Raw genomic sequence first — 25,292 nt, forward strand, 5'->3', positions numbered from 1 at the left:
AATCTTGCAAGCAGCTGTTCCCTAAATATACAAATTCCATTAGCATCAAATGTACCAATGAAGGGCGCGCCCACCGTTCAACAGACGCTTATCCGTCGTGAACGCCGGATAAGACGCTAAAAAGTTAGCCGTCCCACGGAGAACCATGAATACTTGCACAAAGTCACGAACATACATTTTGGATTGGGGAGTTATAGATCATCTAGCCCCCATGATTTTATTTGGCTCAGATGGATTTCCGAATGATGGAACAAAGGACGGACAAGAAGCTGTAGAACACATCCAAACATGCATGAAGTGTAAATCTTGGATTCGTGATCTAACTAGTGCTGAAGATAGAGAGCGAATGGAGCGGTTAACTCGGTATTGCTGCCCGCAGATGTTTGTTGCTGTTGAAGAACCAAAGGAAGATGGTATACACCTCATATCACGTCACTTTCGAGATGAGCGATTGTGGATGATTGACCAACCAGATAGGGAATTTGGTTTTGAGTTTTTTAGCTTTTGTCCATGGTGCGGAAACAAGTTGCCAGGGCAGCCATTTATTGATGATGAAAAAGGTCGCGGCTAACAAGGCCAGTCAAATCGGACAAAACCTCGCTGTCACTTTTTTTGCAAACGGCGCAATAAAAGTGCCATCAAGTTTTTGCCGCTGCTGGCGGCGTTAGTTTTCGGAGCAGTCAATAATGAGCGAGAAAAAACATGAGGAGTTGCCGGACCAAGAGGATAAACCGTGGTCTGCAGGGCGATGCCTCAATACTTCTATGATATTTGCAGCGCTAACAGTTTATATGCTGTTAACGGAACAAACCTTTGGCAGAAGTGGCGGCTTTACTCCTCAGGATGATCCTTATTGGTATTGGGGCTGTATCGCTATTTTTGGAGGCATATCTGTTTATCTATTTGCCAGTTACATTGATCGTAGCAGTCGTGAATAAAACAAACCAATGGTCACAACCAATGGGGTCAAGTCTTGCCCCTTGCCCCGATATTTCAGAAGAACCAACGGGGTTAAGTCTTGCCCCGCGTCCCATTATTCGAGCTATTTTCCGCTAAATTTTCTGGTCTTTTTCCTCAAACTCATAGAAGCTGAATCAGCCTGGTATTTTAGGCGCAAGACAAGGACTGACGCTACAGGCGTTCAAAGTCAGTTCGCACTCTTATGCAAAGCTGTATGTGCAAAGAACACTAGTCAACATACCCTATTGATGAGGTTTACTATGCCAAAAAGTCTATTGATAAGCTCAATCTTTGCGCTCTTATTATCGGGCACTCACGCCTTAGCTAATGAAGCCTGCTTGCTTGAGACCAATGCGGATTTTATGGGGGTAAAGCTGGATATTAAAGACTGCATACAAAATGCAGGTATGGCGGCTGGTGATTTTAAGGCTCAATGTGAGGGCTTGTCGCAAGCTGTGGTTTCTATGGGTGGGCCAGCGGCCAAGATTAGTTATTTATCCAGCTGTCCTGTGCCTTTTCAGGCGAAATGTGATCATTCAAACACCGCACAAACTGTCTTTTTTTACTATAAACGATCGGCTGATGAAGCGGCAGGGCTCGAATCCAGCTGTGGGCTTATGCAAGGGAAGTATACAAAAGGTACATTATAGTAAAGGTGAGCTGCCCAGCGTATTCATGGTGCGCGGCACAGCTCTTAGGGCCTGGCAGTAGCGCCAGTGACCACACCTGAATCCAACAGGTTGTTGATGCTGTTGTTTCATCATGCTTAACCAGAAGCTGACAGTAAAAAAGTGAAATGCGGTAAAAGTTATTTTACTGTTAATGATGTGTAGCATCTTTCGTGCTTTTTTCTATACTGAGATCAGCTTTTGTTAAACCTGCAAGGAGCTGATGGTGGAAGACAGTATAGAACTGATGTTTATCATGTTGGTGGCGCTTTGCCTTTATGTGTTGGCGTTACATTTTGAGCATAAAAAGCAATTGTTTATGCTGCAGGCCAAACTTGATTTATTACTTAACCAGCAAGGACTGAAGTTTGACTGGCTAGAGCAGTTACCGGAAAAGTTGCGTCAACAATTGCTTCAGGTGAAAGAAAGAGAAGGGATTTGGCTGATACGTCAGGAGACAGGTTTGGATGTGATGGATGCTAAGGCTTTGCTTGATCAATACAAACAACAACATTCCGATCACACTAAAGCCACGTAGCCCTGCGAAGAGGGCTCAGGAGCTGACTACTCGCAAAGCCGGTAACCAACCCCGGCTTCAGTTTTCAGATGCCGTGGCGCCGACGGATTGTCTTCCAGTTTTTGCCTTAGCTGCGCCATATGTACGCGAATGTATTCGGGCCTGTCCTGGTAATGTTCGCCCCAAACCTGCTGCAAAATCTGATTATGTGTCAAAGCTGAACCTAAGTGGCGCACCAGCAACAATAAAATATCGTATTCGGTTTTGGTCAGGTGCACTTGTTCACCCGCTTTGGTGACGACACGTTGCACCGGATCCAGCTTAATATCGGCAAAAGCTAAAGGCTTAGCGGTTTTTTGTTGTTGTCGTAATGCGGCCCGAACCCGGGCTAGCAATTCAGCTGAACTAAAAGGTTTGGTGACATAGTCATTCGCGCCGGAGTCTAACGCCCGCACTTTGTCCTGCTCTTTACCCCGGGCAGAGATGACTATCACCGGCACTTCGGACCAGCTGCGCAGTTGTTGTAACCACTCAATGCCATCCATATCGGCCAAGCCTAAATCCAACAGAATTAAATCAAAACTATGTTCTTTTAAAAGCTCGAAGCCGTGTTGGCCTTCGGCATGAAGCTGGCATTGATAACCCTGACTTTGCAGCAGCGTCTGTAAAAAGCTTTGTAAGCCTGGGTCGTCTTCAAGCACCAATAAACGTACGGTATTGGTTGTGGTATTTAGCATAGTGGCCACTCCAACACTGCCGTTACTTTTTCTGATGTTGAGTCAGTGTGTAATTCAAATTTGCCTTGATGCAAAGCAGCCACTGCCTGACAAATATTAAGCCCTAAACCATGGCCTTTATCACGGGCTGCGGGGGCAACAGACTTGAGGCCGTTACTTAACCGGACAAAACAGTGCGAGGCGGTTTGTCCGATAGTTAACTCAAAAGGTGCAGCACCGTAACGCAAGGCATTTTCCAGCATATTGGCTAAGGCTATTTCCAGCAGCTCTAAATCACCTTTTAAAGGTGTCGCTGCGTTACACATTAAATAAGTGCTGAGTTCTGCTGCTTGGTCGCCACGCCTGGCCAAAGCGCCAGCCACTAAATCGTCGGAACTGAAATCGCAGTGCTGAATACGATGAGTGCTCAGTTGGGCTTTGCTGAGCTCCAGTACCTTTTCAAAATGCTGATTTAAAATCTGGCTTTGCTGGTAAATATTCTGCGCTTGCTGCTGACGTTGTTCTGTACTCAGTTGCAACTGTGGATCGGCCAGCATACTGGACGCGCCCATAATGGTGGCCAAAGGGGTGCGTAAATCGTGGGATAACGAGCGTAACAACATAGCTTTTTGTTGTTCCAGCTGAGCTTTGACTCTGTCCTGCTGCGCTTTTTCACTCAGTTCCAGCCTGGCATAACTTTGCGCCAATAACGACTGTGCTGTATGCAATAAAGTTGGGTGGCTGGATAAAAAACACTCTGGCACTACAATCCAGGCTACAGCCGGAGAACCCACCGCAAGCAACGCTTGCTCAGTGGTTACTTGCGGCTGTGGCCCCGCAACAAGTTGCACTGAGGCCCCTAAACGACGACTTAATAATTTGGCTGTGTAAGCGCATTGTTTTTGCCAGTCCTGCCTTTGCCCTAAACCTTTGGCCAGCATAAACATGCCACGGGTTTGAGACATGGCATAACGCAAGCGTTTGACTTGTTGTTTTGAGCGGTCAGACAGCAGACTTATCAGCAAACCCAGCAACACCATCACCACAAAACTGATCAAGAAACTGGCATCGTGTACATCAAAAGTGTAATAGGGCGGCACAAAACACCAGTTCAGCACAAGCACTGACACTAAGGTGGTTAAACTGGCCCAGCGCCAGCCGTATTGTTGCGCCTGCCAGGCTACCCACAACAATTGCAGCATGGCGACATCTGTTGGGCTTATCCAGTCACGCAGCGGTAAACACAGCAGTATGATGACGAGTGGAAGTAGAAAAGTTCCGGCCAGCTCTTGCACGTAACGCAGTGTCCATAATTTGGCCATCTTAGTACCGCCAATAGGAAGGAGTAAACAAAATGAGTAAGGTCAAAATTTCCAGTCGTCCCATTAACATGCCTAAACACAACCACCACTTGGCCGCATCCGGCAAAGTCGAAAAATTACCAGCAGGGCCAATAATGCTGCCAAGGCCAGGGCCGACGTTGGCCACAGCCGTTGCAGCTCCCGTCACTGCGGTAACTAAGTCCAGCTCACAAAAGGATAACGCCATAGCGATGAAGGCTATGGTAGCAAAATAGATAAAACAAAAGGCTAAAACGTTACCTAACAACTGGTCATCCACTTTTTTACCACCATAACTTTGGCTCCAGACAGCTTTGGGATGCACCAGCAATTTTAATTGTTTAATCAGTAACATAGCAGCTAATTGAATACGGAATATTTTCAAACCACCGGACGTAGAACCCGAACAAGCGCCAGCAAAAGTTAAGTAAAAAAACAGCATAATGGCCATATTGCCCCAGACCGTGTAGTCCTCTGAGGCATAACCGCAGGTGGTGATAATGGAGACTACATTAAACAGGCTATGGGTGAGGGCATCAAATACGGCTCTGTCGTTATGCACCACCTGATAGACAGTCAGCAGCACACTGCAAAACAACACTATGGCAACAAAGGTCCGTACCTGAGGATCGCGCCACAAAGAGGTTTTATCGCCTTTGGCTAAACTTACAAAAAGCACAAAAGGCATAGCAGCCAGCATCATAAAGAAACTGCTAAACCAGAAAATTTGCGGCGAATCCTTGTAAATGCCAAAAGAGGAATCGTAGTTGGCAAAACCACCTGTAGCTACAGTTGTCATGGCATGAGTAATAGCGTCAAAGCCAGTCATTCCAGCCAGATAATAGGTGGTCATAGTGCAAGCGGTCAGAACCAGATAGACAAAGCCAATAGCGGCGGACAGGGTAGAGCTACGCGGTAAAATTTTATCTGAAGTATCCGAGTTTTCGGTTTTAAATAACCGCATGCCGCCAATTTTCAGCGCAGGTAAAATGGCAATCGCCATCACAATAATACCTATACCTCCCATCCAGTTCAGTACAGCGCGCCAGAATAAAACACCTTTGGGCATGTTATCTAACCCGGCAAATACGGTGGAGCCTGTGGTGGTGACAGCGGAGACGGTTTCAAACACTGCGTCTGTTAAAGTACAGTTGGGTACGATAAGCCATAACGGAATGGCCGAAAACACGCAAAGCGCCAGCCAGCTTAAGGTCGTCAGTAAAAACAATTGCCGGTGTTTAATATCTTTGGCATCTCGGCCTTTGTACACCAATGTATAACCCAGAGATGCGGTAAAAACAGCAGAGCCCAAAAACACCCAAAAGCTGCTTTCGTTATAAATAATGGATACCGCCATAGCGACCAGCTTGACCGCAGATAACATCAGCAACAAATGCCCTAAAACTCTGTACATCAGGTAACGACTTGAGCTTTTTACTGCAGAACCCAGCACCAAAGTGGCGGCCATAAAATTTTATCCGGCTTGAAACAACCATTGAATTTTAATGCTTTGGCTCAGGGCAGGTTATAAAGATTGTATAAGGATTTATCCCGGCGTACTTAAAGCTGCAACTCCAATTACTTAGGGAAACTGGAAATAGTCTCATGATACCCTGGTGCAGATGGATGGGTCGGGACAAGCCATGGCCCGACACCCAAACCTGAAAAGGTTTATCCACGCCCGCAGATTGTTACAACTGCCCCTTTAAGTAGGCCACAACACTACGCGCCAGCGGGCTATGTTCATACCCACCTTCGAGCATAGAGACTAAGCGGCCACTGCAATGCTGGTCTGCAATCTGTTTCAACTGCTGGCCTAACCATAAATAATCCAGTTCTGTTAGTTTCATCTGGCCCATATCATCTTCCATATGCGCATCAAAACCAGCGGACACCAATACCAACTCTGGCTGAAACTCGTGCATCAAAGGCAGCCATTCCTGCGTAAAACGCTGTTGATACAAAACGCCAGTAGTGCCAGCGGCCAAAGGCATTTTGACAATAGAGGGTGAATGACTGACAGGGTCAGTGTAGGGGTAAAACGGGTGCTGAAAAGAGGAAAAAAATTTGACTCTGGGCTCCTGCTGAAAAATATCTTCAGTGCCATTGCCATGGTGCACATCAAAATCGACAATCAGCACGCGCTGCAACTGATACTGCTGCATGGCATAAGCAGCGGCTATGGCGATATTATTAAACATACAAAAGCCTTTGGCGGCTTTGTATTCCGCGTGATGACCAGGCGGTCGTATTAAACAAAAGGCCTGAGTGTCTTGCTGTTGCATCACCGCATCTACTGCATTAATGCCAGAACCTGCTGAATACAAAGCGGCGTTGAGTGATTTTGCATTGGCCTGTGTGTCATCATCCAGCCAGATATGGCCAGTATCTGGCACTGCATCAAAAACATGATCAACATAAGCAGGGCAATGGGCTAAACATAACTGCTCACGAGTGGCTGGACTGGCGTCGCGTTGTTGCACCACAAATTCCAGACCGGAACTTAACAGCTGATCTTGTACGGCGTGAATACGGGATGCGGCTTCCGGATGATCGTGGCCTACGTCGTAGGACAAACAACGGCCATGGCTGAAGATGACTAAACTCATTGGCTACTTCTCTGGTTCAGCCACTTTTAATAGCAGCTCTAAATAAACTTCATCCGGGTCGCCACTGGCGATACGCTTAAAACCGGCTTTTTCAAACACCTTTTGCATCGGTTTGTTGTCGGCTCTTACATAAGCCAGCATGCGGTTGAGTTCGCGCATTCTGGCTATTTTGATCATTTCTTCCAGCAGACGTTTAGCCATGCCTTTGCCGTGTTGTTTTTCCCGGGTTACAAAAGCCACTTCAGCGCTATTGTCGGTTTCATTCAGGTAATAACGGCCTACAGCCTGAATTTCCAGCACTGAGCCTTGTTGTTTGACAATACAAAGCGCCAAATCGCGGGACTGATCGACACTGACTAAAGTACAGGACTTCTCCCGGCTCATTTGTTTGGGATGGTGGTTGTACCGCAAAAGCAAGGTTTCTTTAGTATGGGAGTAAAAAAACTCCTGCAAACGGCGTTCGTCAGCAGGGTTTAAGGCTCGCAAATCAAACTGCTCCCCGGCTATGGTTAAGGTTTTTACGCCTACTTTGCCAAGCTCGACCACATCTTTAGGGTAGTCTTTTTGATAATGTGGTACCCAGTAACGGGTTCGCACCTCATCCAGCAGTTGTTTACGAAACTTAGGATGAGCAACACGAATTAGTTCCAGCGCGCGTTCGCGGATACTTTTACCTCGCAGTGAGGCGACGCCAAATTCAGTCACCACATAATGCACATGGCCACGAGAGGTAACCACGCCGCCACCTTCGGTGATAGTGGCGACTATGCGTGAGACTGTGCCGTTTTTAGCCGTAGAAGGCAGCGCAATAATAGGTTTGCCACCTTTACTCATTGAGGCTCCGCGGCTGAAATCAACCTGACCACCAATGCCGCTGTAAAATTTGTGACCAATCGAATCCGACACCACCTGGCCTGTTAAGTCGACTTCTATGGCGCTGTTAATCGCAATCATGGCGTCGTTACGGGCAATATTGGTTGGTGAATTAACATATTCGCTGGGGTAAAACTCGACATGAGGGTTGCCATCAACAAAGTCGTACAAGGCTTTGCTGCCCATACAAAAACTAGTGACGGTTTTGCCTGGGTGAAAGGTTTTCTTTCTGTTGTTGATCACGCCTTTAGTGATCAATTCCATCACTCCGTCTGAAATCACTTCAGAGTGCACACCTAAATCTTTGTGGTTACCGAGATAACGTAAAACAGCCTCAGGAATTTTACCTATGCCGAGTTGCAAGGTCGCGCCATCTTCAATCAGCATCGATACATACTGACCAATACGTTCTGTGACTTCATCCAGTTGTGGCGCCGGTAATTCAGGCAAATCTTCGGCTTGTTCAATAAAGGCGTGAATTTGGCTTTGATGAATAAAAGTGTAGCCATTGGTGCGCGGCATCTTAGGGTTAATTTGCGCTATCACTGTTTTCGCTGAACGCACAGCAGCGGATACGGCATCTACAGAGACGCCCAAGGAGCAATAACCAAACGCATCGGGCGGGCTCACCATCACCAAAGCCGCATCTAACGGCAGAATTTCATTTTTAAAAAGCGCCGGGACTTCAGATAAAAAACAAGGGGTGTAGTCAGCTCGCCCTTCAGCGACAGCACTGCGGACTTTGTCACCGGCAATAAATAACGCATTGATTTTAAATAAATCGCTGTATCGTTGTTCTGCCCAGCAGTTATCCGCCAGCACCATCAGTTGCACCAGCTCTATATCATGCAGGTTTTTACTGCGCGCCATTAAATCGGCGAGCAATGCCTGAGGCGCGGCGGCGTGGGAGCCAATAAAAATACGATTACCGGATTGCAGCAGTGCACTCCAGTCCAGCGATTTTGCCGGCGATTTATCTGATGTTTTGGCCATACGGCATCCTTTTTCTTCAGCTTGTCAGAATACAACTGATTTGTCAGTGCGACTTAAGTCGATTTTGCCTGGCGCAATTCCTCTGCCAATATCCGCCAAAATTCTTCATCCAGACACTGTGCCACATTAAGCCGCGTGTACTGATCAGCATCGGGCAGGGTGCTGAACTGTGAGCCCGGTGCCAATACTACCTGACGTTGCTGTAAGCGTTCAGACAATAGACTACTACTAACGCCTGCTGGCAGTTTGACCCAACACAAAAAACCTGCCGATGGCTCTGCCCATAACTGACACTCCAATTGTTTTAATTTCGAAAATACCAGACTGCGAGCCTGCTGCAAGCGACGTTTTAACTGTTCCAGATGACGGCGATAACCGCCACCTGTTAGCAGTACGTGCACCAAACGCTCCATGGTAGTAGAGGTGGATATGCCGCTGATGAGTTTTAAATCAGTCAGGGCAGCAATAGTAGCGGGCGCTGCAGCAATAAAACCTACCCGCACATCAGCAGACAATGTTTTCGACATACTACCCACATAGATGATTTCAAAGCCATTGTTCGATTGGAACCCCGCCATTGAGGTGTAACGCGATACCGGCTGGGTTTCAAAATCAGCGTAAATATCGTCTTCAATCAATAAACACTGATGCTGTTGCAGCAGTTGCAACACGGCAAAAGCACGGGCCGGCTGGATACTTAAAGACACAGGGTTCGACAGCACTGAATTGGTTAAATAGGCCCTGGGTTTAAATTGCTGCACCAGGCGCTGCATGACAACTAAATCTGGCCCTTCTTTAGCGCGGGGCACCACCAGCAGCTGCACCTGATGCAAACGCAACAAAGCAAAGAAGTTATAAAAGCCTGGGTCGTCCACCATCACCCAATCGCCTGGTTTCAGATGCAAACGAAACACCAAGTCAAGCGCATGAGAGGCGCTGTAGGTCAGCAGAATGTGTGCCGGTTCAGTGGCAATAGATAGCTGAGCTAAACGCTGAGTGAAATACTGACGCAACGGAAAATAGCCCTGAGCCGGACCATAGTCGGTTAAAGACTGAGGCTGGCGCGCCAATTCACGCATTGCCTGGCGTATTTCCTGATCCGGCATCCACTCCGGTGATAACCAACCCGCTGATGCTTTGATCCAGTGAGGTTCACGCAGCAAAGTCTGGCGCATCAGGGCGACATCCTGCTGTCTGCTACTTTGGCTGGCACTGGATTCCAGTTGTTGTTGCTGTTGTTCGGTTAACCGGCTGACGTAAACGCCACTGCCGGGCTGAGAGCGGACTAAACCAGCGGCAGATAGCTTTTCATAGAGTTCTGCCACAGTAAATTTACTGATCGCTAAATGCGCAGCTAAAAGCCGGATGGAAGGCAGCCTTGCACCTGCTGCCCAGCGGCCAGATTGAATAGCCTGCTGTGCCTGTAGATACAACTGACTGCTAAAACTTTCTTTGCTGGCTTTATCCAGTTGCCACTGCGCTAATGCAATTGTCATGGAGTTTTTACCTGTACAGTCAAGTAAGCTTTAATGCCAACTGTCCTGATTGTCATGGTTGTAAGCTTTGTATACTAACTGAAGTTGGCTGACTGTCCAGCCGCTTCTAGGAGTATTTGTCATGTCCGTAGTCTCTGCTTCACCACAAGATCAAAGCAGCTTGTCGTTTTGGCAAAAGCCATTGATGCAAGGCTTGTGGTTTGGCAGTTTAGGCATGCTGATGTTCTCTGCAGGTTTACCTGCCACCCGGATGGCCGTGCTTGATATGCCGCCGGTTTTTGTTGGCGCGGGCAGGGCTTTAATAGCAGCACTTTTGGCTTTGATACTGCTGCTGGTGACCAGACAAAAATTACCTAGCGCAAAACAGTGGTATGGGCTGTCATTGGTGGCTTTGGGTTCTGTTTTTGCTTATCCGGTGTTATCTGCTTTGGCGTTGCAACAGGTAGGAGCCAGCCACGGCATTCTGGTGACCAGTGTGATGCCACTTTTTACCGCCTTTTTTGGCGCCTATTTAACTAAACAATGGCCACGCATTGGCTTTTGGCTGTTTGCACTGCTGGGGGCTGCTTGTGTTGCGCTTTATGCGTTACAGCACAGCACTGGCCCTTTTCAGCTCGCTGATGGTTATCTGGTGTTAGCGAGTTTTTTATGCGGTTTTAGTTATGCCAAAGGGGCTATTTTATCCAAAGAACTCGGCAGCTGGCAGGTGATCTGCTGGGCACTGGTGATGTCCATTCCAGTTCTGCTGCCCTGGGTCTGGGCTTATCAGCCTGATTATGCTGCTGTATCTTTGCAATCCTGGCTGGCGCTGGGCTATCTGTCGGTCTTTACCATGTTTATCGGCTTTTTCTGTTGGTACAAAGGCTTAGCTATCGGCGGCATTGCGAAAGTCAGTCAATTGCAGCTGTTATCGCCTTTTAGCGGACTGGTCTTGTCTGCGCTATTACTGGCGGAACCACTGCAATGGATCCACTGGATATTGGCGTTGACTGTGGTGGGATGCATAGCTTTAGGCCGACGTTTTGGCTGAGTGTAGTAAAACAGTCATATAAACCAGAGATACTTTGAGTTTAGCGTTAAAAAAGCGTATAGTGGCGCGCTATTTTTGGGGCTGTGCTGGAAGGTTTGATACCAACAGCATAGCTTGTATATGACTCTTTGTTGGATCAAAAACACTGTGATTTCTACCGCAAATATTACGATGCAATTTGGCGCTAAGCCGCTTTTTGAAAATATCTCCGTTAAATTCGGCGACGGCAACCGCTATGGTTTGATTGGCGCCAACGGCTGCGGTAAATCAACCTTTATGAAGATCCTCAGCAAAGAGTTAGATCCGAGCTCGGGCAACGTTTTTGTTGAACCGAATCACCGCGTAGCTAAGTTGCACCAGGATCAGTTCGCTTTCGAGCAATACACTGTGATAGACACAGTGATCATGGGTCATGCTGAATTGTGGAAAGTAAAAGAAGAGCGTGACCGTATCTATGCTGATCCAAATATGAGTGAAGAAGACGGTATGCGTGTCGCCGACTTGGAAGTCGCTTTTGGTGAAATGGACGGCTACAGCGCTGAATCCCGTGCTGGCGAATTATTGATAGGCGTGGGTATCCCGGTTGAACAGCATTTTGGCCTGATGTCTTCTGTTGCTCCGGGCTGGAAATTGCGGGTGTTATTGGCTCAGGTGTTATTTGCTGACCCTGAAATCATGTTACTGGACGAACCGACCAACAACTTAGATATCAACACTATCCGTTGGTTAGAAGAAGTCCTGGCTGAACGTAACAGCACCATGGTTATTATTTCGCACGACCGTCATTTCTTAAACAGCGTTTGTACTCATATGGCTGACTTAGACTACGGCGAGCTGCGTGTTTACCCGGGTAACTACGACGAATACATGACAGCGGCCACTCAGGCGCGTGAACGCTTATTGTCTGATAACGCCAAGAAAAAAGCTCAGATAGCCGAACTGCAAACCTTCGTCAGTCGTTTCTCTGCCAACGCCTCGAAGGCACGTCAGGCTACTTCACGTGCTAAACAAATTGATAAAATTCAGCTGGCTGAAGTCAAAGCCTCCAGCCGAGTGAACCCATTTATCCGTTTTGATCAGCAAAAGCAGCTGTACCGTTTAGCCTTAGAAGTGACAGAGTTAAACAAGAGCTTTGATGATCTGCACGTTCTGAAAAACCTTGATCTGACCATTGAAGTCGGGGAGAAGGTCGCCATTCTTGGTACCAACGGTATAGGTAAAACCACCTTCTTAAAATGTTTAGTCGGCGATTTAACTGCTGACAAAGGCATAGTGAAATGGTCTGAGAACGTCAATATTGGTTATTACGCTCAGGACCATGAGTACGAGTTTGAAGGCGAGAAAAAAGATATGACTCTGTTCGACTGGATGAGTCAGTGGAAACAGCCGTCAGACGATGAACAAGCTATCCGTGGCATTTTAGGTCGTTTATTGTTTTCTCAGGATGACATCGCCAAGCCAACACGGGTGTTATCAGGCGGGGAAAAAGGCCGGATGTTATTTGGTAAGCTGATGCTGCAACGACCAAATATTCTGGTAATGGACGAACCGACCAACCACTTGGATATGGAATCTATTGAATCCCTGAACATGGCACTGGAAATGTACAAAGGCACACTGATTTTTGTCAGCCACGACCGTGAATTTGTGTCGTCACTGGCGACCCGTATCGTTGAAATGACGGACAGCGGCGTACGTAACTTCGCTGGTACTTACGAAGATTACTTAGTACAGCAAGCTGAACTGGCTGCTCGCTCTTAATTTGAATTGTATTGTTAAAAAGCCGGCTGATGCCGGCTTTTTTGTGTCTGACGAGGAGTCTTTTTTTAGTCTTGTGATGGGCTAATTTCATTGAATGCCTTGTTTTATCCAATTTGTAATCCCATTGATCTAGAACAGCATAAGCCTTTGTACATTTGAGCCAGTTGTTTCAGATGTGATAGGGTAACTAAGTTATTTAGCGCAACACGGAGTTTCTTATGAAAATTAATATAGGCATTGAAGAAAACGATCGTAAAGCCATAGCACATGGTTTGGCGACATTATTGGCTGACACTTACACTCTGTATTTAAAGACGCACAACTATCACTGGAACGTGACCGGTCCTATGTTCCAGACCCTGCATGTTTTATTCGAAACTCAGTACACAGAGCTGGCGCTTGCTGTGGATTTAATTGCAGAGCGTATTCGCGCCTTAGGTGAGTTCGCCCCTGGTTCATACAAAGAGTTCGCCAAACTGACCAGTATTCAGGAAGCTGACGGTATTCCATCGGCACAAGACATGATTAAAGATCTGGTGAAAGGTCAGGAAGCTTTGGCCAAAACAGCGCGCTCTATAGTGCCTGTAGCGGACAAAGCATCAGACGAACCAACGCTGGATTTATTAACTCAACGTATGCAGGTGCATGAAAAAAATGCCTGGATGCTTAGAAGCTTGTTAGGTTAACACTTTATAGAGTCCATATCGTTTCGAATAAAATCAAAGCCTGTCCGGTTCACTCCCGACAGGCTTTTTATTTCACTATTCGTTATCTTCCACTGATTAATGTTAGTTATAAACTGTGTATTTGACAGTTATATTCGATTTTACCTTATATAGCTCCCCAGCCTATGATGGCTGCGTTCCCTGAATAACCCGATAGAGAGCCGAGCAGCAACTATTGGGTTGGGCAGAACCAATACGTACTTGTTGTGGTGATATAAATCCGCCCTTGCCCCTGTTACAGCAATGAAACAGGGGCTTTTTTAGCAACAAGAGTATTGAACTTAGTGGGATAGCTGAATTGCAGAGGTTGTTATGAAACGTATAGTGCTATTTTTAATCACCAACTTAGCTGTGATGTTAGTGCTGAGTATCGTTTTAAGTATTGTGTTTAAGGTCTTTGGTATAGATAACCGTAGCATGGGTGGCTTGCTGATATTTGCTGCTGTGTTTGGTTTTGGTGGATCTTTTATCTCGTTAGCTATGTCCAAGTGGATGGCAAAACGCTCCACTGGTGCAGTAGTTATCACAGAACCTTCCAATGCGACCGAGCACTGGCTGGTCAGCACTGTGCAGCGTCAGGCGAAACAAGCTGGTATTGCTATGCCAGAAGTGGCTATCTACGACTCGCCTGAAATTAACGCCTTTGCTACGGGTATGAGCCGTAATAATGCGTTGGTAGCTGTTAGCACTGGTTTATTGCATGCGATGACGCAACAGGAGGCTGAGGCCGTACTGGCGCATGAAGTATCTCACGTCGCCAACGGCGATATGGTAACGCTGACGCTGATCCAGGGTGTAGTGAATACCTTCGTTATTTTCTTCGCCCGGGTTGTGGCTGGTATTATCGACAACTTCTTCCGTTCCAGTGACGAAGAACAAAGCCAGGGAGGAGGTCTGAGTTATATGATCACTGTGTTTGTGCTGGAAATGATCTTTGGTGTGCTGGCGAGCATCATCGTCATGTGGTTCTCCCGTCAGCGTGAATACAAAGCAGATGCCGGTGCTGCGAGTTTAGTTGGCTCAGCCAGCATGGTTGCGGCGCTACAGCGTTTAAAAGGAAACCATGAGAGTCAGTTACAAGGCTCCATGACCGCCTTTGGTTTAGCCACTAAACCCGCAGCTTCAGAGCTATTTATGAGCCATCCGCCATTGGATAAACGTATTGCTGCTTTGCAAAGCCGTTCATTTGAAGGCTAACATCGAAGTTTAATTTTCCGTTCAGAACAGCGGCTCTGTGGTTTACTACAGAGTCGTTTTTCTTTTGGGCACGGTTTATCTTTGCGCGGATAAGGCAAAACCTAAAAGTTACTTTACTACTATGGGCAAATCACTAAGATAAGTGCCATATCCACCGATGCTACTTAGTTACAAGGCAACTGTCGCTACTTTTGGAATAACCGGAGCTTAATACTGATTTATGGAAATTTTTATTCTTGTGGGTTTGATAGTGCTCAATGGTTTGTTTGCGATGTCAGAGATAGCTATTGTTACAGCGCGTAAATCCCGCTTAACGGCAATGGCACATAGTGGCAGCAGCACGGCTAAAGCGGCACTAAAACTTGCAGAAGACCCTACCCAGTTTTTATCAACAGTGCAAATAGGCATAACCTCTATCGGTATCCTCAACGGTATTTTTGGTGAGTCTATTCTGGCTGAGCCTTTATCCTTGTGGTTGCAGAGTTTTGGTATTTCAGCCGAGATCACCAGCGTGGTCTCTACTGTACTTGTGGTTATTATCGTCACTTATGTCTCTATTGTGATAGGTGAGCTGGTCCCTAAACGTATAGGCCAAATTAGCGCAGAAACTATAGCCTGTCTGGTGTCTAAACCTATGACTGTACTGGCTATTGCCACTAAACCTTTTGTTTGGATGTTATCGGGGTCTACCCATAGTCTGATGCGTGCATTGGGCTTTAATCACCAGATGGAAGATAATGTGACTCATGAAGATATTCAGGCCATGCTGCAGGAAGGTTCCTCCGCTGGTGTGATTGAACACAACGAACATGCCATGGTGAAAAACGTATTCCGTCTGGACGAGCGTTCTATTTCTTCTTTAATGGTGCCACGTTCAGATATCGTATTTTTAGATGTCAGTGAGTCACTGGAAGACAATTTACGGGTCGTGATGCAGGCGCCACATTCACGTTTTCCGGTTTGTCGTAATAATCTTGACGATATAGTAGGGGTGGTGTCAGCCAAACAGCTGCTGGCGCAATCTATCTCGGGTAAAGAGATCCATATCGCCTCGTTAGTTAAACCTTGTAACTACGTGCCTGATAGTTTGTCCGGTATGGAGCTGCTGGAGCATTTCAGAACCAGCGGTTCGCAAATGGTATTTGTGGTGGACGAATACGGCGATCTAAAAGGGATGGTGACCTTACAGGACATGATGGACGCTTTAACCGGTGAGTTTGCTCAGGATGATGAAGATGATCAGATGGTGATCCGTCGTCAGGATGGTTCTTTATTACTCGACGGTTTAATTCCAATCATTGATTTAAAAGATGCGTTGGATATCAGAAAACTGCAGGACGAGGAAGAAGGACGCTATCAAACCTTAAATGGTTTGCTGATGTACGAGTTGGGTAAAATTCCACAAACTGCGGATATTGTTGAGATTGCTGGCTGGCGTCTGGAAATTGTTGATATGGATGGCAAACGAGTGGATAAAGTACTGGCGCAAAAAATTCCGTACGAAGAATCCGAAGACGAGTTGCAGGATTAACCAGTACTTCCGTTATAAAGCAAAGCCCCTGACAGGGGCTTTTTAGTTTCAGAACCTTAGACTCTGAATACTTTGGCATTACTCAATAATTCAGCGGCAAGTAATTCCTGTTGTTTTGCTGTGATATGAAGCTCTGCCATCGCTTGTTCGGTATGAGCGGCCAAAGCTTGTACTGCACTTAGCTCGTCGCGCATTTGCCGATTCTGCTGCACTTGGTGCTCGCTGGCTAGGGCGATAGTGGATGTTGCAGTGCTCACCTGCGCAATCAGTTGTTTAATTTCACTTAACGACTGCTGTGCCTGCTCTGAGCCTACGACACAAAGCTCTGCGCTTTGTCGTTCTTTGGCTAAATCCAGCGCGGTTTCGTCCACTGTGCTCATCAGACGGTTCAGCATTTGCTGAATTTCCATGGTGGCCTGACGGGTGCTGCCTGATAAACGCCGTACTTCATCAGCTACGACTGCAAAACCGCGGCCGTGTTCTCCCGCTCTGGCTGCTTCAATGGCAGCATTCAGGGCCAGCAGGTTGGTCTGCTCTGAGATCCCTTGAATTGTATCCAGCACGGTAACTATGTCTGTAGCAGCAGAGCGCAGTTGGTCCATGCTGTGGCTGGAAGAGCTGACTTGGTCGGCCAGATGACGCATTGAGCTTGCCACTTTATCCACGGCCTGAAAACCTGCATCAGCTTGCTGGTTAGCATAATTCGCCTGTTCAGCGCTGATGCGTAGCTGTTCTGCCGATTGTTGTAGCTGCAGATCCAGCTGCTGTGATTGGTGTTGCAAGTCGCTGATCGCAGTACCTTGTTGCATAGCTGAACTTTTGCATTCCAGACTGATTTGCAAGTTCTGAGTTGCAGCAGAGGCGCTCTGTTCGGATGTACTGGTGAGTTTGGCGACTAGCGTGCCAAAAGAGCCAAATAACGTATTCAGCGCAACACCAATATCTGATAGCTCATCTCGGGTATTTAAATGAAAACGTGCAGATAAATCATGAAATTGTGCGGATTGTTCAATACGCTGATGCAAAGTCAGCATAGGTTTAGCAAAGCGCTGGGCTAATAAATACACCAGTGCTACGACCAGCACACCCAGAATCACTACAGCCACAAGAGTACTTAAAATCAGATTAGTTCGAATTGTACCGACCGCTTCCATACGTTCTGATAAGTCTTGCTGCACAATAAGAGCATACTGGTGATGGCCAATTTGCAGAGGACGCCAACTGATCAGGGACTCTATGCCTCGATAATCTTCAGCTTCGGCTACACCTGACTGGCCTGCTAAAGCATCTTTAATTTGCGGTAATCGAAGTGTAGCCTGACCACCTAAACCATAAGGCCCGGCTTTAAACTGTGGATACTCTGCAATGAAACGGGTTTTATCGGTTAAATAGGGGCGTAATTCAGTCACCAGTCTGTGTTCTTCATCCACCAGATACAAATCACCGGTCTGGCCTAACCCTAAATCCTGCCATTTTTGATTTCCGGTTATCAAATCTGTAAAACGACTGACAGGGTACTGAGCTATTAAAAAGCCCACCGGAGTGTCGCCGCTGTTTGGATGAAACACGGGTACGCCAAAAAACAGCACTTGTTGTTGGAAAGAACCATTAAAGGCGCTGATGGCGGAGATTTGCAGACCTGCTTTAGGGTTTTGTTGTAAGCTCTTGGCAAGTTTTGCCAGTTCAGTGTCGGCAAAAGCGCCATTTTGTAAATTGCTGGCAAATACCGGGCCTTTATTAACGTTGTATAGAATGTCCAGACTGTTGGCATCTATCAACAGTAAATCCTGAAAGCCATAACGATCGACTATTTCCTTAAAGCTGCTGTGGTATTTTTTGTGCTGCTGACCATAAACGGAACCATCGCTGCGATCTTCCAGCAACTGCTGTTTGCCTAACGGTTGAGGATTTTCGGCCACATAAAACTTTTGCAGTAGCAAGGTCTCAAATTTGGCTTTCTCAAGCCAATCTTTGGTATTGATCGATAAGCCTTGGGTCTGAGTCTGGTAGTAGGGCTGGTATTTAGTGCTGTACCAGGCATTCATTTGCTGCTTCAGACTATCCAGGTTAGGTGCTGAAACTTCGTACCTGTAGGAAACAAAAGGGTTTTTAAAGCTGTAAATGGCTTCTTGCGTCAGTCGGTTATGAGCCAATACGTTCAGTAACTGCTGCTGGCCGTTAAGTTGGGTTTGCAGCATAGTATGCCGGCTGGCGGCAAGAGCCTGAAATTGTTGTTCTGCACTCTGATAGACAGCGTCCGAGCTGTCTTGTAAAGCTAATAATCCGCTGGTACTGGCAGATAAAATCACGGCCATGATGGTAAGTACACCAGCTCCAATAGTTAGTTTTCTGGCGATATTCATACAACAGCTATCTCCACAAGGTTTCAGGCACAGGCAGAGTAGAGTTGGTTGGTTGCAGAATTATGACAATTCAGAAACCGTTACCACGGCTGCTGAATTATCGCTCTTCAAGTAGAGTTTAGTAATAAGCTTATTCCTTTATGGAATGAAAAAGCTTTGCTAAGATAAACAATCTTTTGTTCAGTCTACCCGTAGCGATGATTTATGCAGCAGCCTATTGTCCATGCTTTTTTTGAGCCTCAAAGCTTCACCTATAGTTATTTGGTGTGGGATCCTCTAAGCAAAGAGGCTGCGGTGATCGATCCGGTGTTGGATTTTGATGCAGCGTCCGGAACCAGCAGTACGGGTTCTGCGGAGCAGATCATTGCTAAAGTCAAACAACATAACCTGACAGTACAGTGGTTACTGGAAACTCATGTGCATGCCGATCATCTGTCTGCGGTGGCTTTTCTGAAACAACAGCTGGGGGGTTGTATTGCGATAGGCTCGCGTATTACTGAAGTACAGCAGCTGTTTAGTCAGGTCTTTAACCTGAAAGACTTAAAACCTGACGGCTCAGTTTTTGATAAACTATTTGCTGATGGCGAGGAATTTATACTCGGAACCATTCGCTGCTCTGTGCTACACACCCCAGGCCATACACCGGCCTGTGTCAGTTATTGCATAGGGGATGCAGTCTTTGTCGGTGACACTTTGTTTATGCCAGATTATGGCTCCGCGCGTTGCGATTTTCCGGGCGGCGATGCCGCAACCTTATATAACTCGGTTCAAAGGCTCTATCAGCTGCCGGAGCAAAGCCGGATGTTTTTATGCCATGATTACAAAGCGCCCGGCCGGGATGAATTTGCTTGTGAAACCACAATAGCGGCGCAAAAGAAGCTGAATGTCCATTTAAAACAAGGCACCAGCGAACAGGAGTTTATAGCTATGCGCAGGGCAAGAGATAAAACCCTGAGCATGCCAAAGTTGATATTACCATCGGTACAGGTCAATGTGCGGGCAGGGCAGTTCCCGGCTGCCGAAGATAACGGCACTGTGTATTTAAAACTCCCGGTGAATTTGTTTCGATAAGGATATAGTGTATGCCACTGGTGATAGTGACTGATATTTTTGGCGCTCAGCCTGAAGTGCTTTTGCAATTTGACCAGCTGGGTTTGAATTATCTTTGTGTGCAACCTTATGATCATCGGCCCCCATCTTTTAGCGACGATCATGAAGCTTATCAGTATTTTCTGACGTATGGTGGACTGGAGGCCTACAGCAACAAACTAGGGGACGTGCTTCAAGCCCAGACAGAACCTGTATTTTTAGTAGGTTTTAGTGCTGGTGCCGCAGCCTGCTGGGCGAACCTGGTCGTAGAGCATTTCACCATTGCACATTGTGTTGGTTTTTATGGCGGACAAATTCGTCAAATGACGCATGTAGAACCGCTTTACCCAACAGAGCTGATATTTGCCGAAGAAACACATTTTTCCGTGCTGGATGTGATGGATGATTTAGCAGGTAAAATGAACCTGCAACAAAGCCTTGTACCTTATTCACATGGTTTTATGAATCTGTTGTCTAAGGGCTATCATGCTGATGCAGCGCAGGTCTATTGGAATAAATTAAAGGCCGGATATTTATCCAGCCTTTAGTGGTCAGAATAGACGGTTAGCTATTAACGCACGTTGGTGCTTTCGAAAATTTTATCGGCCGAAGCGGCGACAAAACCACCGTACAACTGGCCGTTGGCCATAGGGTAACGACGGGCAAATTCGTAGAAGCAACTTGGAATATTACGTGTGCCATCAGTAAATTGCACCGGTGCTTCGTCTGCTAAAGTTGAAGACTGTTCCAGTAAGACTTCTGGTGTGCCTTTGATTTCGCCACCTGAGGTGTTTAACGGGAAACCCGCGTTTTTTAGTGCCTGATTCACTGACTCTAAGGTCTCATAATTCTTCAGTGCATTGACGCTGACAGTAAAGTGGTTAGCACGGTAACCCCAGACTGACATCCAGGCGGCATATTCACTTTCAGCTAATAAGGTTTCGTAACTTTGCTGATCAATAGTCCAGTGACGGCCTGAATACAGGAAGTTATCAGCAGTGATCGCTTCTTCAGGGATTTGATCAACCAGTGTACGCACTATGCTTTGCAGCTTTTCAGAGCACTTCTCTAACAGCAATTCAGAGATAAAGACTTTTGGCAGCGTTGGATCTTTATGCTCAAAGTGTTTGGCATAGAGTTTTTTCGCTTCAAAATGGTATTCACCACCTTCGGTATAGCCCAAAGCCAGCAGGTGAGCTGCGAGCTTGTCCAAACCTACTTTTTCGATGTTAAAAGTACGAAGTGCAATATGGTCATTGATCACGTCGTCTTGTTGTGACGAGCCTAAAATGGCATGAATTTTTTTCGCCGATGGGGTCACTTCCAGATAGTTCGCCCACAGTTGGTTAAACAGTTCTTTCACATCAGTATGCATAACGAGTCCTGCTCTGTTGATTAGGGTGTTCTCGCCGGCAAGTGTAATGACTATACCGGCTTATTGTTTTGATCTGGTTCAGTTTTATAGCACTAAACCCGGACTTAAGGTTGCTGGCAATACCACCTGTTCGGCTTCAACTGAAGAGACAGGGTAGGCACAATAATCAGCTGCGTAATAAGCACTGGCTCTGTGATTGCCGCTGGCGCCTATACCACCGAAAGGTGCCGCACTGGAGGCTCCGGTGATAGGTTTGTTCCAGTTGACTATGCCTGCACGGATCTGCTTAAAAAACAGCTGATAATCATCAGCAGAATCCGCCAGTAAACCTGCAGACAAGCCATATTTGGTGTGATTTGCTTGCTGGATCGCCTGTTCGAAATCATCGTATCGATAGACTTTTAACAGCGGACCAAAATGTTCTTCATCCGGAATGCCGTTTACGCCTGTCACATCCAGAATACCAGGTGTGACATAAGCACCATGAGCTTCAGGCAACGTCAGTTCAACTAACACTTTAGCGCCCATCTCAAATAGCTGTTGCTGAGCTTTCGCCATGTCTTGTGCCACTTTGGCAGAAATCATCGCGCCATAGAAAGGCTGTTCTGCAGCAAAAGGATCAGCTACTTTGATATTTTTCGTTGCAGCAACCAGCTCTGCCAAAATTGCATCACCATTGGCGGTGTTGGGCACAAACAAGCGACGGGCGCAGGTGCAGCGTTGACCAGAGCTGATAAAAGCTGACTGAATAATGTCATGCACCGCAGCTTTGATATTGGCAACATCTTTGATAATCAGTGGGTTGTTACCACCCATTTCCAATGCCAGGATTTTACCTGGCTGACCGGCAAACTGTTGATGCAGGTAATGCCCTGTGCCTGAACTACCGGTAAAAAATAAGCCATCCAGCTCTGGATGCGCCGCCAGAGCCTTGCCTGTAGTGACTTCACCTTGCAACAAGGTCAGCACGCCTGCAGGTAAACCTGCCTGTTGCCATAACTGCACAGTGTATTCCGCTACTTTTGGAGTGAGCTCAGAGGGCTTAAATACCACTACGTTACCTGCGATCAAAGCCGGAACTATATGGCCGTTTGGTAAATGACCGGGGAAATTATAAGGACCAAATACCGCAACCACTCCATGGGGTTTATGGCGGATAAAGGCCTTTGCGCCAGGCATAGGGTTTTCCACCGTGCCAGTGCGCTCTTCATGGGCTCGCTTGGATATAGCGATTTTACCTATCATGGCCGCCACTTCTGTACGGCTTTCCCATAAGGCTTTGCCTGTTTCTTCGGCAATGGTCCGCGCCATGGTTTCGGTGTTTTCTTGCAGCAAGGCTGCAAATTTTTCAATCACAACCAGACGCTCAGCCAGAGACAATGCCGACCAACGATAAAAAGCCTGACGAGCTGCCAATAAAGCCTGATGTACCTGCGCTTCATCAGCACTGTTGCCTTGCCAAATGGCTTGACCTGTTGCCGGGTTTACAGACTGAAAAGCTAAACCAAAACCGGCTTGCCATTGACCTTCGATAAACTGCACTGTTGCTTTTGAAGCTGCTTTTGTATTTACTTCGTTCATTTCACTGCCTTTTCTAAAGAGAGGTAACGCACAGAATCGCCATTACTGACCATCAAAGCTTCCGCTAATTCAGGGCTGATCACCAGTTCGTGATTGTCATTCAGGGCAGCATTTTTACTAAATACAGCACGAAAATTGGCCGTCTGCGTATTGCAAATGGCAAGGGTCGCATTGCCTTCAACAGGTGCAACCCGTACTTTCATTTTGTGACTGTTACGCACTGACTTAATTTGCTTTAACTGACATTCCACCGTTGGACCACCGTCGAATAAATCAACATAACCACGGTGGAAAAAACCTTCGTTTTCCAGAAGAGCTAACGCAGGTTTAGTGTTTTCATGCACTTCACCTATCACTTGTTGTGCAGATTCAGGCAACAAGCTGACATAAATTGGATGGCGCGGCATCAGATCGGCAATAAAGCCTTTGTTACCAACACCAATCATATAATCGGCAGTAGGGAAGTCGATACTGAAAAAATAGGACTGCAGCCATTTCCAAAAAGGGGGCAGGCCTGATTCATCTGCTACACCACGCATTTCTGCGATCACCATTTTGGAGAAACGCTTTGGATGCTCAGCCATAAATAAAAAGCGCACTTTGGATAAAAAGCGGCCGTTTAAACCCTGACGATAAGGCTCGCGTAAAAACAGCGTACAAATCTCAGATACCCCTGTGTAGTCGTTACACATGGTCAGTACCTCAACTTGTTTAAATACATCTAACTCTTTGGAGTGATGCACTACGGTGCTTTTATGGAAATGGTACAACGGATTTTCCAGACCAACTGAGGCTTCTATCCCTGAGGTGCCAACTATTTCACCTGTGCTGGTATCTTCCAATACAAACAAATAACCCTGATCGCCCATGGCCTCAACGGCAGTTGCGAAACTTTGCTCTGAACGGGCAATTTTCGCCTGCAATTTTTGCTCATTGACCGGCAAAGAGGTAAAACCGGCACCTGATTCAATCGCGATTTGCATCAGGACAGGGTAATCCGATTGTCGGATAGGACGGATCAACAACATAAATTCAGTATTCCTGCGTAGTTCTTGTTTTTATGAAAGTTTTTGACAAAAATCGGGGAACTGAATCAGCTCCCCGCGCCAGGCTTAAGCCTGTACCATTTTAGCTACAGCCTTTTCAAGACGTTTGAAACCTTCAGCTATGTCAGCTTCCGGAATGATTAGTGACGGAGTCATACGAATAACACTGTAGCCTGCGACTAACATCATTAAACCTTCATCAGCTGCAGCCAGCATAAAGTCACGGGCTTTACCCTGATACTTGTCATTCAGTGCCGCACCTAATAACAGGCCCTGACCACGAATTTCACTGAACACATCGTATTTAGCATTAATAGCTGCTAAACCTTCACGGAACAATTGCTCGCGCTGTTTTACGCCATTTAATACTTCAGGCGTATTCACCGTATCAAAAGCAGCAATACCTACAGCACAAGCCAGTGGATTACCACCATAAGTCGAACCGTGTGTACCTACGACTAAATGTTTTGCGATAGCGGTGGTGGTCAGCATAGCGCCGATAGGGAAACCGCCACCTAAGGCTTTGGCCGTGGTCAGAATATCAGGTACTACGCCTAAACCCATGTAAGCGTACAACTGACCGGTACGGCCTACACCAGATTGTACTTCGTCAAAAATCATCAATGCATTGTGCTTTTTACATAAAGCAGCCACACCCTGAATAAATTCAGAGGTTGGCGTAATGATACCGCCTTCACCTTGCAACGGCTCTAACATTACTGCGCAGGTGTTGTCAGAAATCAGTGCTTCAAGACTTGCCAGGTTGTTGTATTCAGCATGCACTATATCGGCAGGTTTAGGACCAAAACCGTCTGAATAGGCAGGTTGGCCACCTACAGTTACAGTAAAGAAAGTACGGCCGTGGAAACCTTGTTTGAAGGCGATAATTTGGGTTTTATGATCGCCAAACTCATTTTTAGCAAAGCGGCGAGCCAGTTTTAACGCAGCTTCGTTCGCTTCAGCTCCTGAATTGGCAAAGTAGACTTTTTCAGCAAAAGTAGCGTTGACCAGTTTTTGCGCCAGAATAAGAGCTGGCTCGTTAGTCATCACGTTTGATAAATGCCATAACTTGTCAGCCTGTTCTTTTAAAGCACCCACTAATGCAGGATGGCAATGACCTAAACAGTTCACAGCTATACCGCCTGCGAAGTCGATAAACTCGCGGCCGTTTTGATCCCATACTCTGGAACCCAAACCTTTGACCGGGATCACTGCAGATGGTGCGTAGTTAGGAACCATGACTTCATCGAATAAAGATCTGCTGACTTGCATTGATATTCTACCTTAATACTTTGTGTTAACGCCCCTGAAACACAGGGGACAAAAGAAATTTCATTTATTATATTGGCCAGACTTACCAATATGCAGTAGCATTATTAACAATATTTCAGTTAATTCTGTCATTTTGATAAGGTGATTGAG

22 protein-coding genes are annotated in these 25,292 nt (G+C 46.5%); 11 read left to right on the forward strand and 11 right to left on the reverse strand.

All coding sequences use genetic code 11. The annotated features are described in order from the left end of the window. Nucleotides 1–145 precede the first annotated feature (145 nt). From IEW88_RS13025 to IEW88_RS13040, 4 genes are all read left to right on the forward strand, one after another. The gene (locus IEW88_RS13025; RefSeq protein WP_147905487.1) at nucleotides 146–571 is read left to right on the forward strand and encodes a hypothetical protein; all 426 of its coding nucleotides are present in this window, start codon (nucleotides 146–148) and stop codon (nucleotides 569–571) included. 115 nt (nucleotides 572–686) lie between these two features. Next, nucleotides 687–938 carry a hypothetical protein gene (locus IEW88_RS13030; RefSeq protein WP_147905486.1) on the forward strand — a complete coding sequence of 84 codons (252 nt, stop codon included), beginning with the start codon at nucleotides 687–689 and terminating at the stop codon, nucleotides 936–938. A gap of 282 nt (nucleotides 939–1,220) precedes the next feature. Next, nucleotides 1,221–1,610, forward strand: a complete 390-nt coding sequence (locus IEW88_RS13035; protein ID WP_147905485.1) for a hypothetical protein — start codon at nucleotides 1,221–1,223, stop codon at nucleotides 1,608–1,610. Nucleotides 1,611–1,854: 244 nt separating this feature from the next. Beyond that, nucleotides 1,855–2,166, forward strand: a complete 312-nt coding sequence (locus IEW88_RS13040) for a hypothetical protein (RefSeq protein WP_185148661.1) — start codon at nucleotides 1,855–1,857, stop codon at nucleotides 2,164–2,166. Between the two features lie 26 nt (nucleotides 2,167–2,192). Here the strand turns inward: IEW88_RS13040 and IEW88_RS13045 are convergent, their stop codons facing one another. The 6 genes from IEW88_RS13045 to IEW88_RS13070 form a co-directional block, all read right to left on the reverse strand. Beyond that, the gene (locus tag IEW88_RS13045) at nucleotides 2,193–2,882 is read right to left on the reverse strand and encodes a response regulator transcription factor (RefSeq protein WP_147905483.1); all 690 of its coding nucleotides are present in this window, start codon (nucleotides 2,880–2,882) and stop codon (nucleotides 2,193–2,195) included. Continuing rightward, nucleotides 2,876–4,183, reverse strand: coding sequence for a sensor histidine kinase (locus IEW88_RS13050; protein WP_147905482.1), 1,308 nt, complete (start codon nucleotides 4,181–4,183; stop codon nucleotides 2,876–2,878). Before IEW88_RS13050 ends, IEW88_RS13045 begins: the two co-directional genes overlap by 7 nt. A 1-nt stretch (nucleotide 4,184) precedes the next feature. Beyond that, nucleotides 4,185–5,669 (reverse strand): TrkH family potassium uptake protein, encoded by a 1,485-nt coding sequence (locus IEW88_RS13055; RefSeq protein ID WP_147905481.1) that lies wholly within the window; start codon nucleotides 5,667–5,669, stop codon nucleotides 4,185–4,187. Between the two features lie 223 nt (nucleotides 5,670–5,892). Then, on the reverse strand, nucleotides 5,893–6,810 hold the full coding sequence (locus tag IEW88_RS13060; protein ID WP_053425862.1) for a histone deacetylase family protein: 918 nt from the start codon (nucleotides 6,808–6,810) through the stop codon (nucleotides 5,893–5,895). A gap of 3 nt (nucleotides 6,811–6,813) precedes the next feature. Further along, complete coding sequence (locus IEW88_RS13065; protein ID WP_053425863.1) at nucleotides 6,814–8,676, reverse strand: GNAT family N-acetyltransferase; 1,863 nt, start codon at nucleotides 8,674–8,676, stop codon at nucleotides 6,814–6,816. A gap of 53 nt (nucleotides 8,677–8,729) precedes the next feature. Then, nucleotides 8,730–10,172, reverse strand: coding sequence for an aminotransferase-like domain-containing protein (locus tag IEW88_RS13070; protein ID WP_147905480.1), 1,443 nt, complete (start codon nucleotides 10,170–10,172; stop codon nucleotides 8,730–8,732). A 121-nt stretch (nucleotides 10,173–10,293) separates the two neighbouring features. Between IEW88_RS13070 and IEW88_RS13075 the strand changes: the two genes are divergently transcribed. The 5 genes from IEW88_RS13075 (at nucleotide 10,294) to IEW88_RS13095 (ending at nucleotide 16,416) form a co-directional block, all read left to right on the forward strand. Continuing rightward, nucleotides 10,294–11,202 (forward strand): DMT family transporter, encoded by a 909-nt coding sequence (locus tag IEW88_RS13075; RefSeq protein WP_147905479.1) that lies wholly within the window; start codon nucleotides 10,294–10,296, stop codon nucleotides 11,200–11,202. Nucleotides 11,203–11,349: 147 nt separating this feature from the next. Continuing rightward, on the forward strand, nucleotides 11,350–12,963 hold the full coding sequence (locus IEW88_RS13080) for an ABC-F family ATPase (protein WP_147905478.1): 1,614 nt from the start codon (nucleotides 11,350–11,352) through the stop codon (nucleotides 12,961–12,963). Nucleotides 12,964–13,181: 218 nt separating this feature from the next. After that, entirely contained in the window at nucleotides 13,182–13,649 is a 468-nt protein-coding gene (locus tag IEW88_RS13085; protein WP_147905477.1) for a Dps family protein, read from the forward strand. A 351-nt stretch (nucleotides 13,650–14,000) separates the two neighbouring features. Continuing rightward, a complete protein-coding gene (gene htpX, locus IEW88_RS13090; protein ID WP_147905476.1) occupies nucleotides 14,001–14,885 on the forward strand; it encodes a protease HtpX in 885 nt (294 codons plus the stop codon). 220 nt (nucleotides 14,886–15,105) lie between these two features. Further along, nucleotides 15,106–16,416: a hemolysin family protein gene (locus IEW88_RS13095; RefSeq protein WP_147905475.1), complete on the forward strand. Its 1,311-nt coding sequence runs from the start codon at nucleotides 15,106–15,108 to the stop codon at nucleotides 16,414–16,416. Between the two features lie 56 nt (nucleotides 16,417–16,472). On the opposite strand, the gene IEW88_RS13100 is transcribed toward IEW88_RS13095, so the two are convergent. Beyond that, nucleotides 16,473–18,779 carry a methyl-accepting chemotaxis protein gene (locus IEW88_RS13100; protein WP_147905474.1) on the reverse strand — a complete coding sequence of 769 codons (2,307 nt, stop codon included), beginning with the start codon at nucleotides 18,777–18,779 and terminating at the stop codon, nucleotides 16,473–16,475. Between the two features lie 204 nt (nucleotides 18,780–18,983). Here IEW88_RS13100 and IEW88_RS13105 point away from each other — a divergent pair, with 204 nt between their 5' ends. Beyond that, nucleotides 18,984–19,850 (forward strand): MBL fold metallo-hydrolase, encoded by an 867-nt coding sequence (locus IEW88_RS13105; RefSeq protein ID WP_147905473.1) that lies wholly within the window; start codon nucleotides 18,984–18,986, stop codon nucleotides 19,848–19,850. Between the two features lie 11 nt (nucleotides 19,851–19,861). Further along, nucleotides 19,862–20,416: a dienelactone hydrolase family protein gene (locus IEW88_RS13110; RefSeq protein WP_147905472.1), complete on the forward strand. Its 555-nt coding sequence runs from the start codon at nucleotides 19,862–19,864 to the stop codon at nucleotides 20,414–20,416. Between the two features lie 23 nt (nucleotides 20,417–20,439). Here IEW88_RS13110 and IEW88_RS13115 read toward each other — a convergent pair whose 3' ends face one another. The 4 genes from IEW88_RS13115 to IEW88_RS13130 all read right to left on the reverse strand — a co-directional run bounded on the left by IEW88_RS13115 (nucleotide 20,440) and on the right by IEW88_RS13130 (nucleotide 25,142). Beyond that, on the reverse strand, nucleotides 20,440–21,243 hold the full coding sequence (locus IEW88_RS13115) for a DUF1338 domain-containing protein (protein WP_147905471.1): 804 nt from the start codon (nucleotides 21,241–21,243) through the stop codon (nucleotides 20,440–20,442). An 84-nt stretch (nucleotides 21,244–21,327) separates the two neighbouring features. Next, a complete protein-coding gene (gene astD, locus IEW88_RS13120; protein WP_147905470.1) occupies nucleotides 21,328–22,824 on the reverse strand; it encodes a succinylglutamate-semialdehyde dehydrogenase in 1,497 nt (498 codons plus the stop codon). Beyond that, the gene (gene astA / locus IEW88_RS13125; RefSeq protein ID WP_147905469.1) at nucleotides 22,821–23,852 is read right to left on the reverse strand and encodes an arginine N-succinyltransferase; all 1,032 of its coding nucleotides are present in this window, start codon (nucleotides 23,850–23,852) and stop codon (nucleotides 22,821–22,823) included. The genes astD and astA overlap by 4 nt, the downstream gene beginning before the upstream one ends. Nucleotides 23,853–23,936: 84 nt before the next feature. Beyond that, entirely contained in the window at nucleotides 23,937–25,142 is a 1,206-nt protein-coding gene (locus IEW88_RS13130) for an aspartate aminotransferase family protein (protein WP_147905468.1), read from the reverse strand. Nucleotides 25,143–25,292: the final 150 nt, after the last annotated feature.

Origin of the sequence: Rheinheimera tangshanensis, assembly GCF_014645135.1 — a bacterium.
GTDB lineage: Bacteria > Pseudomonadota > Gammaproteobacteria > Enterobacterales > Alteromonadaceae > Pararheinheimera > Pararheinheimera tangshanensis.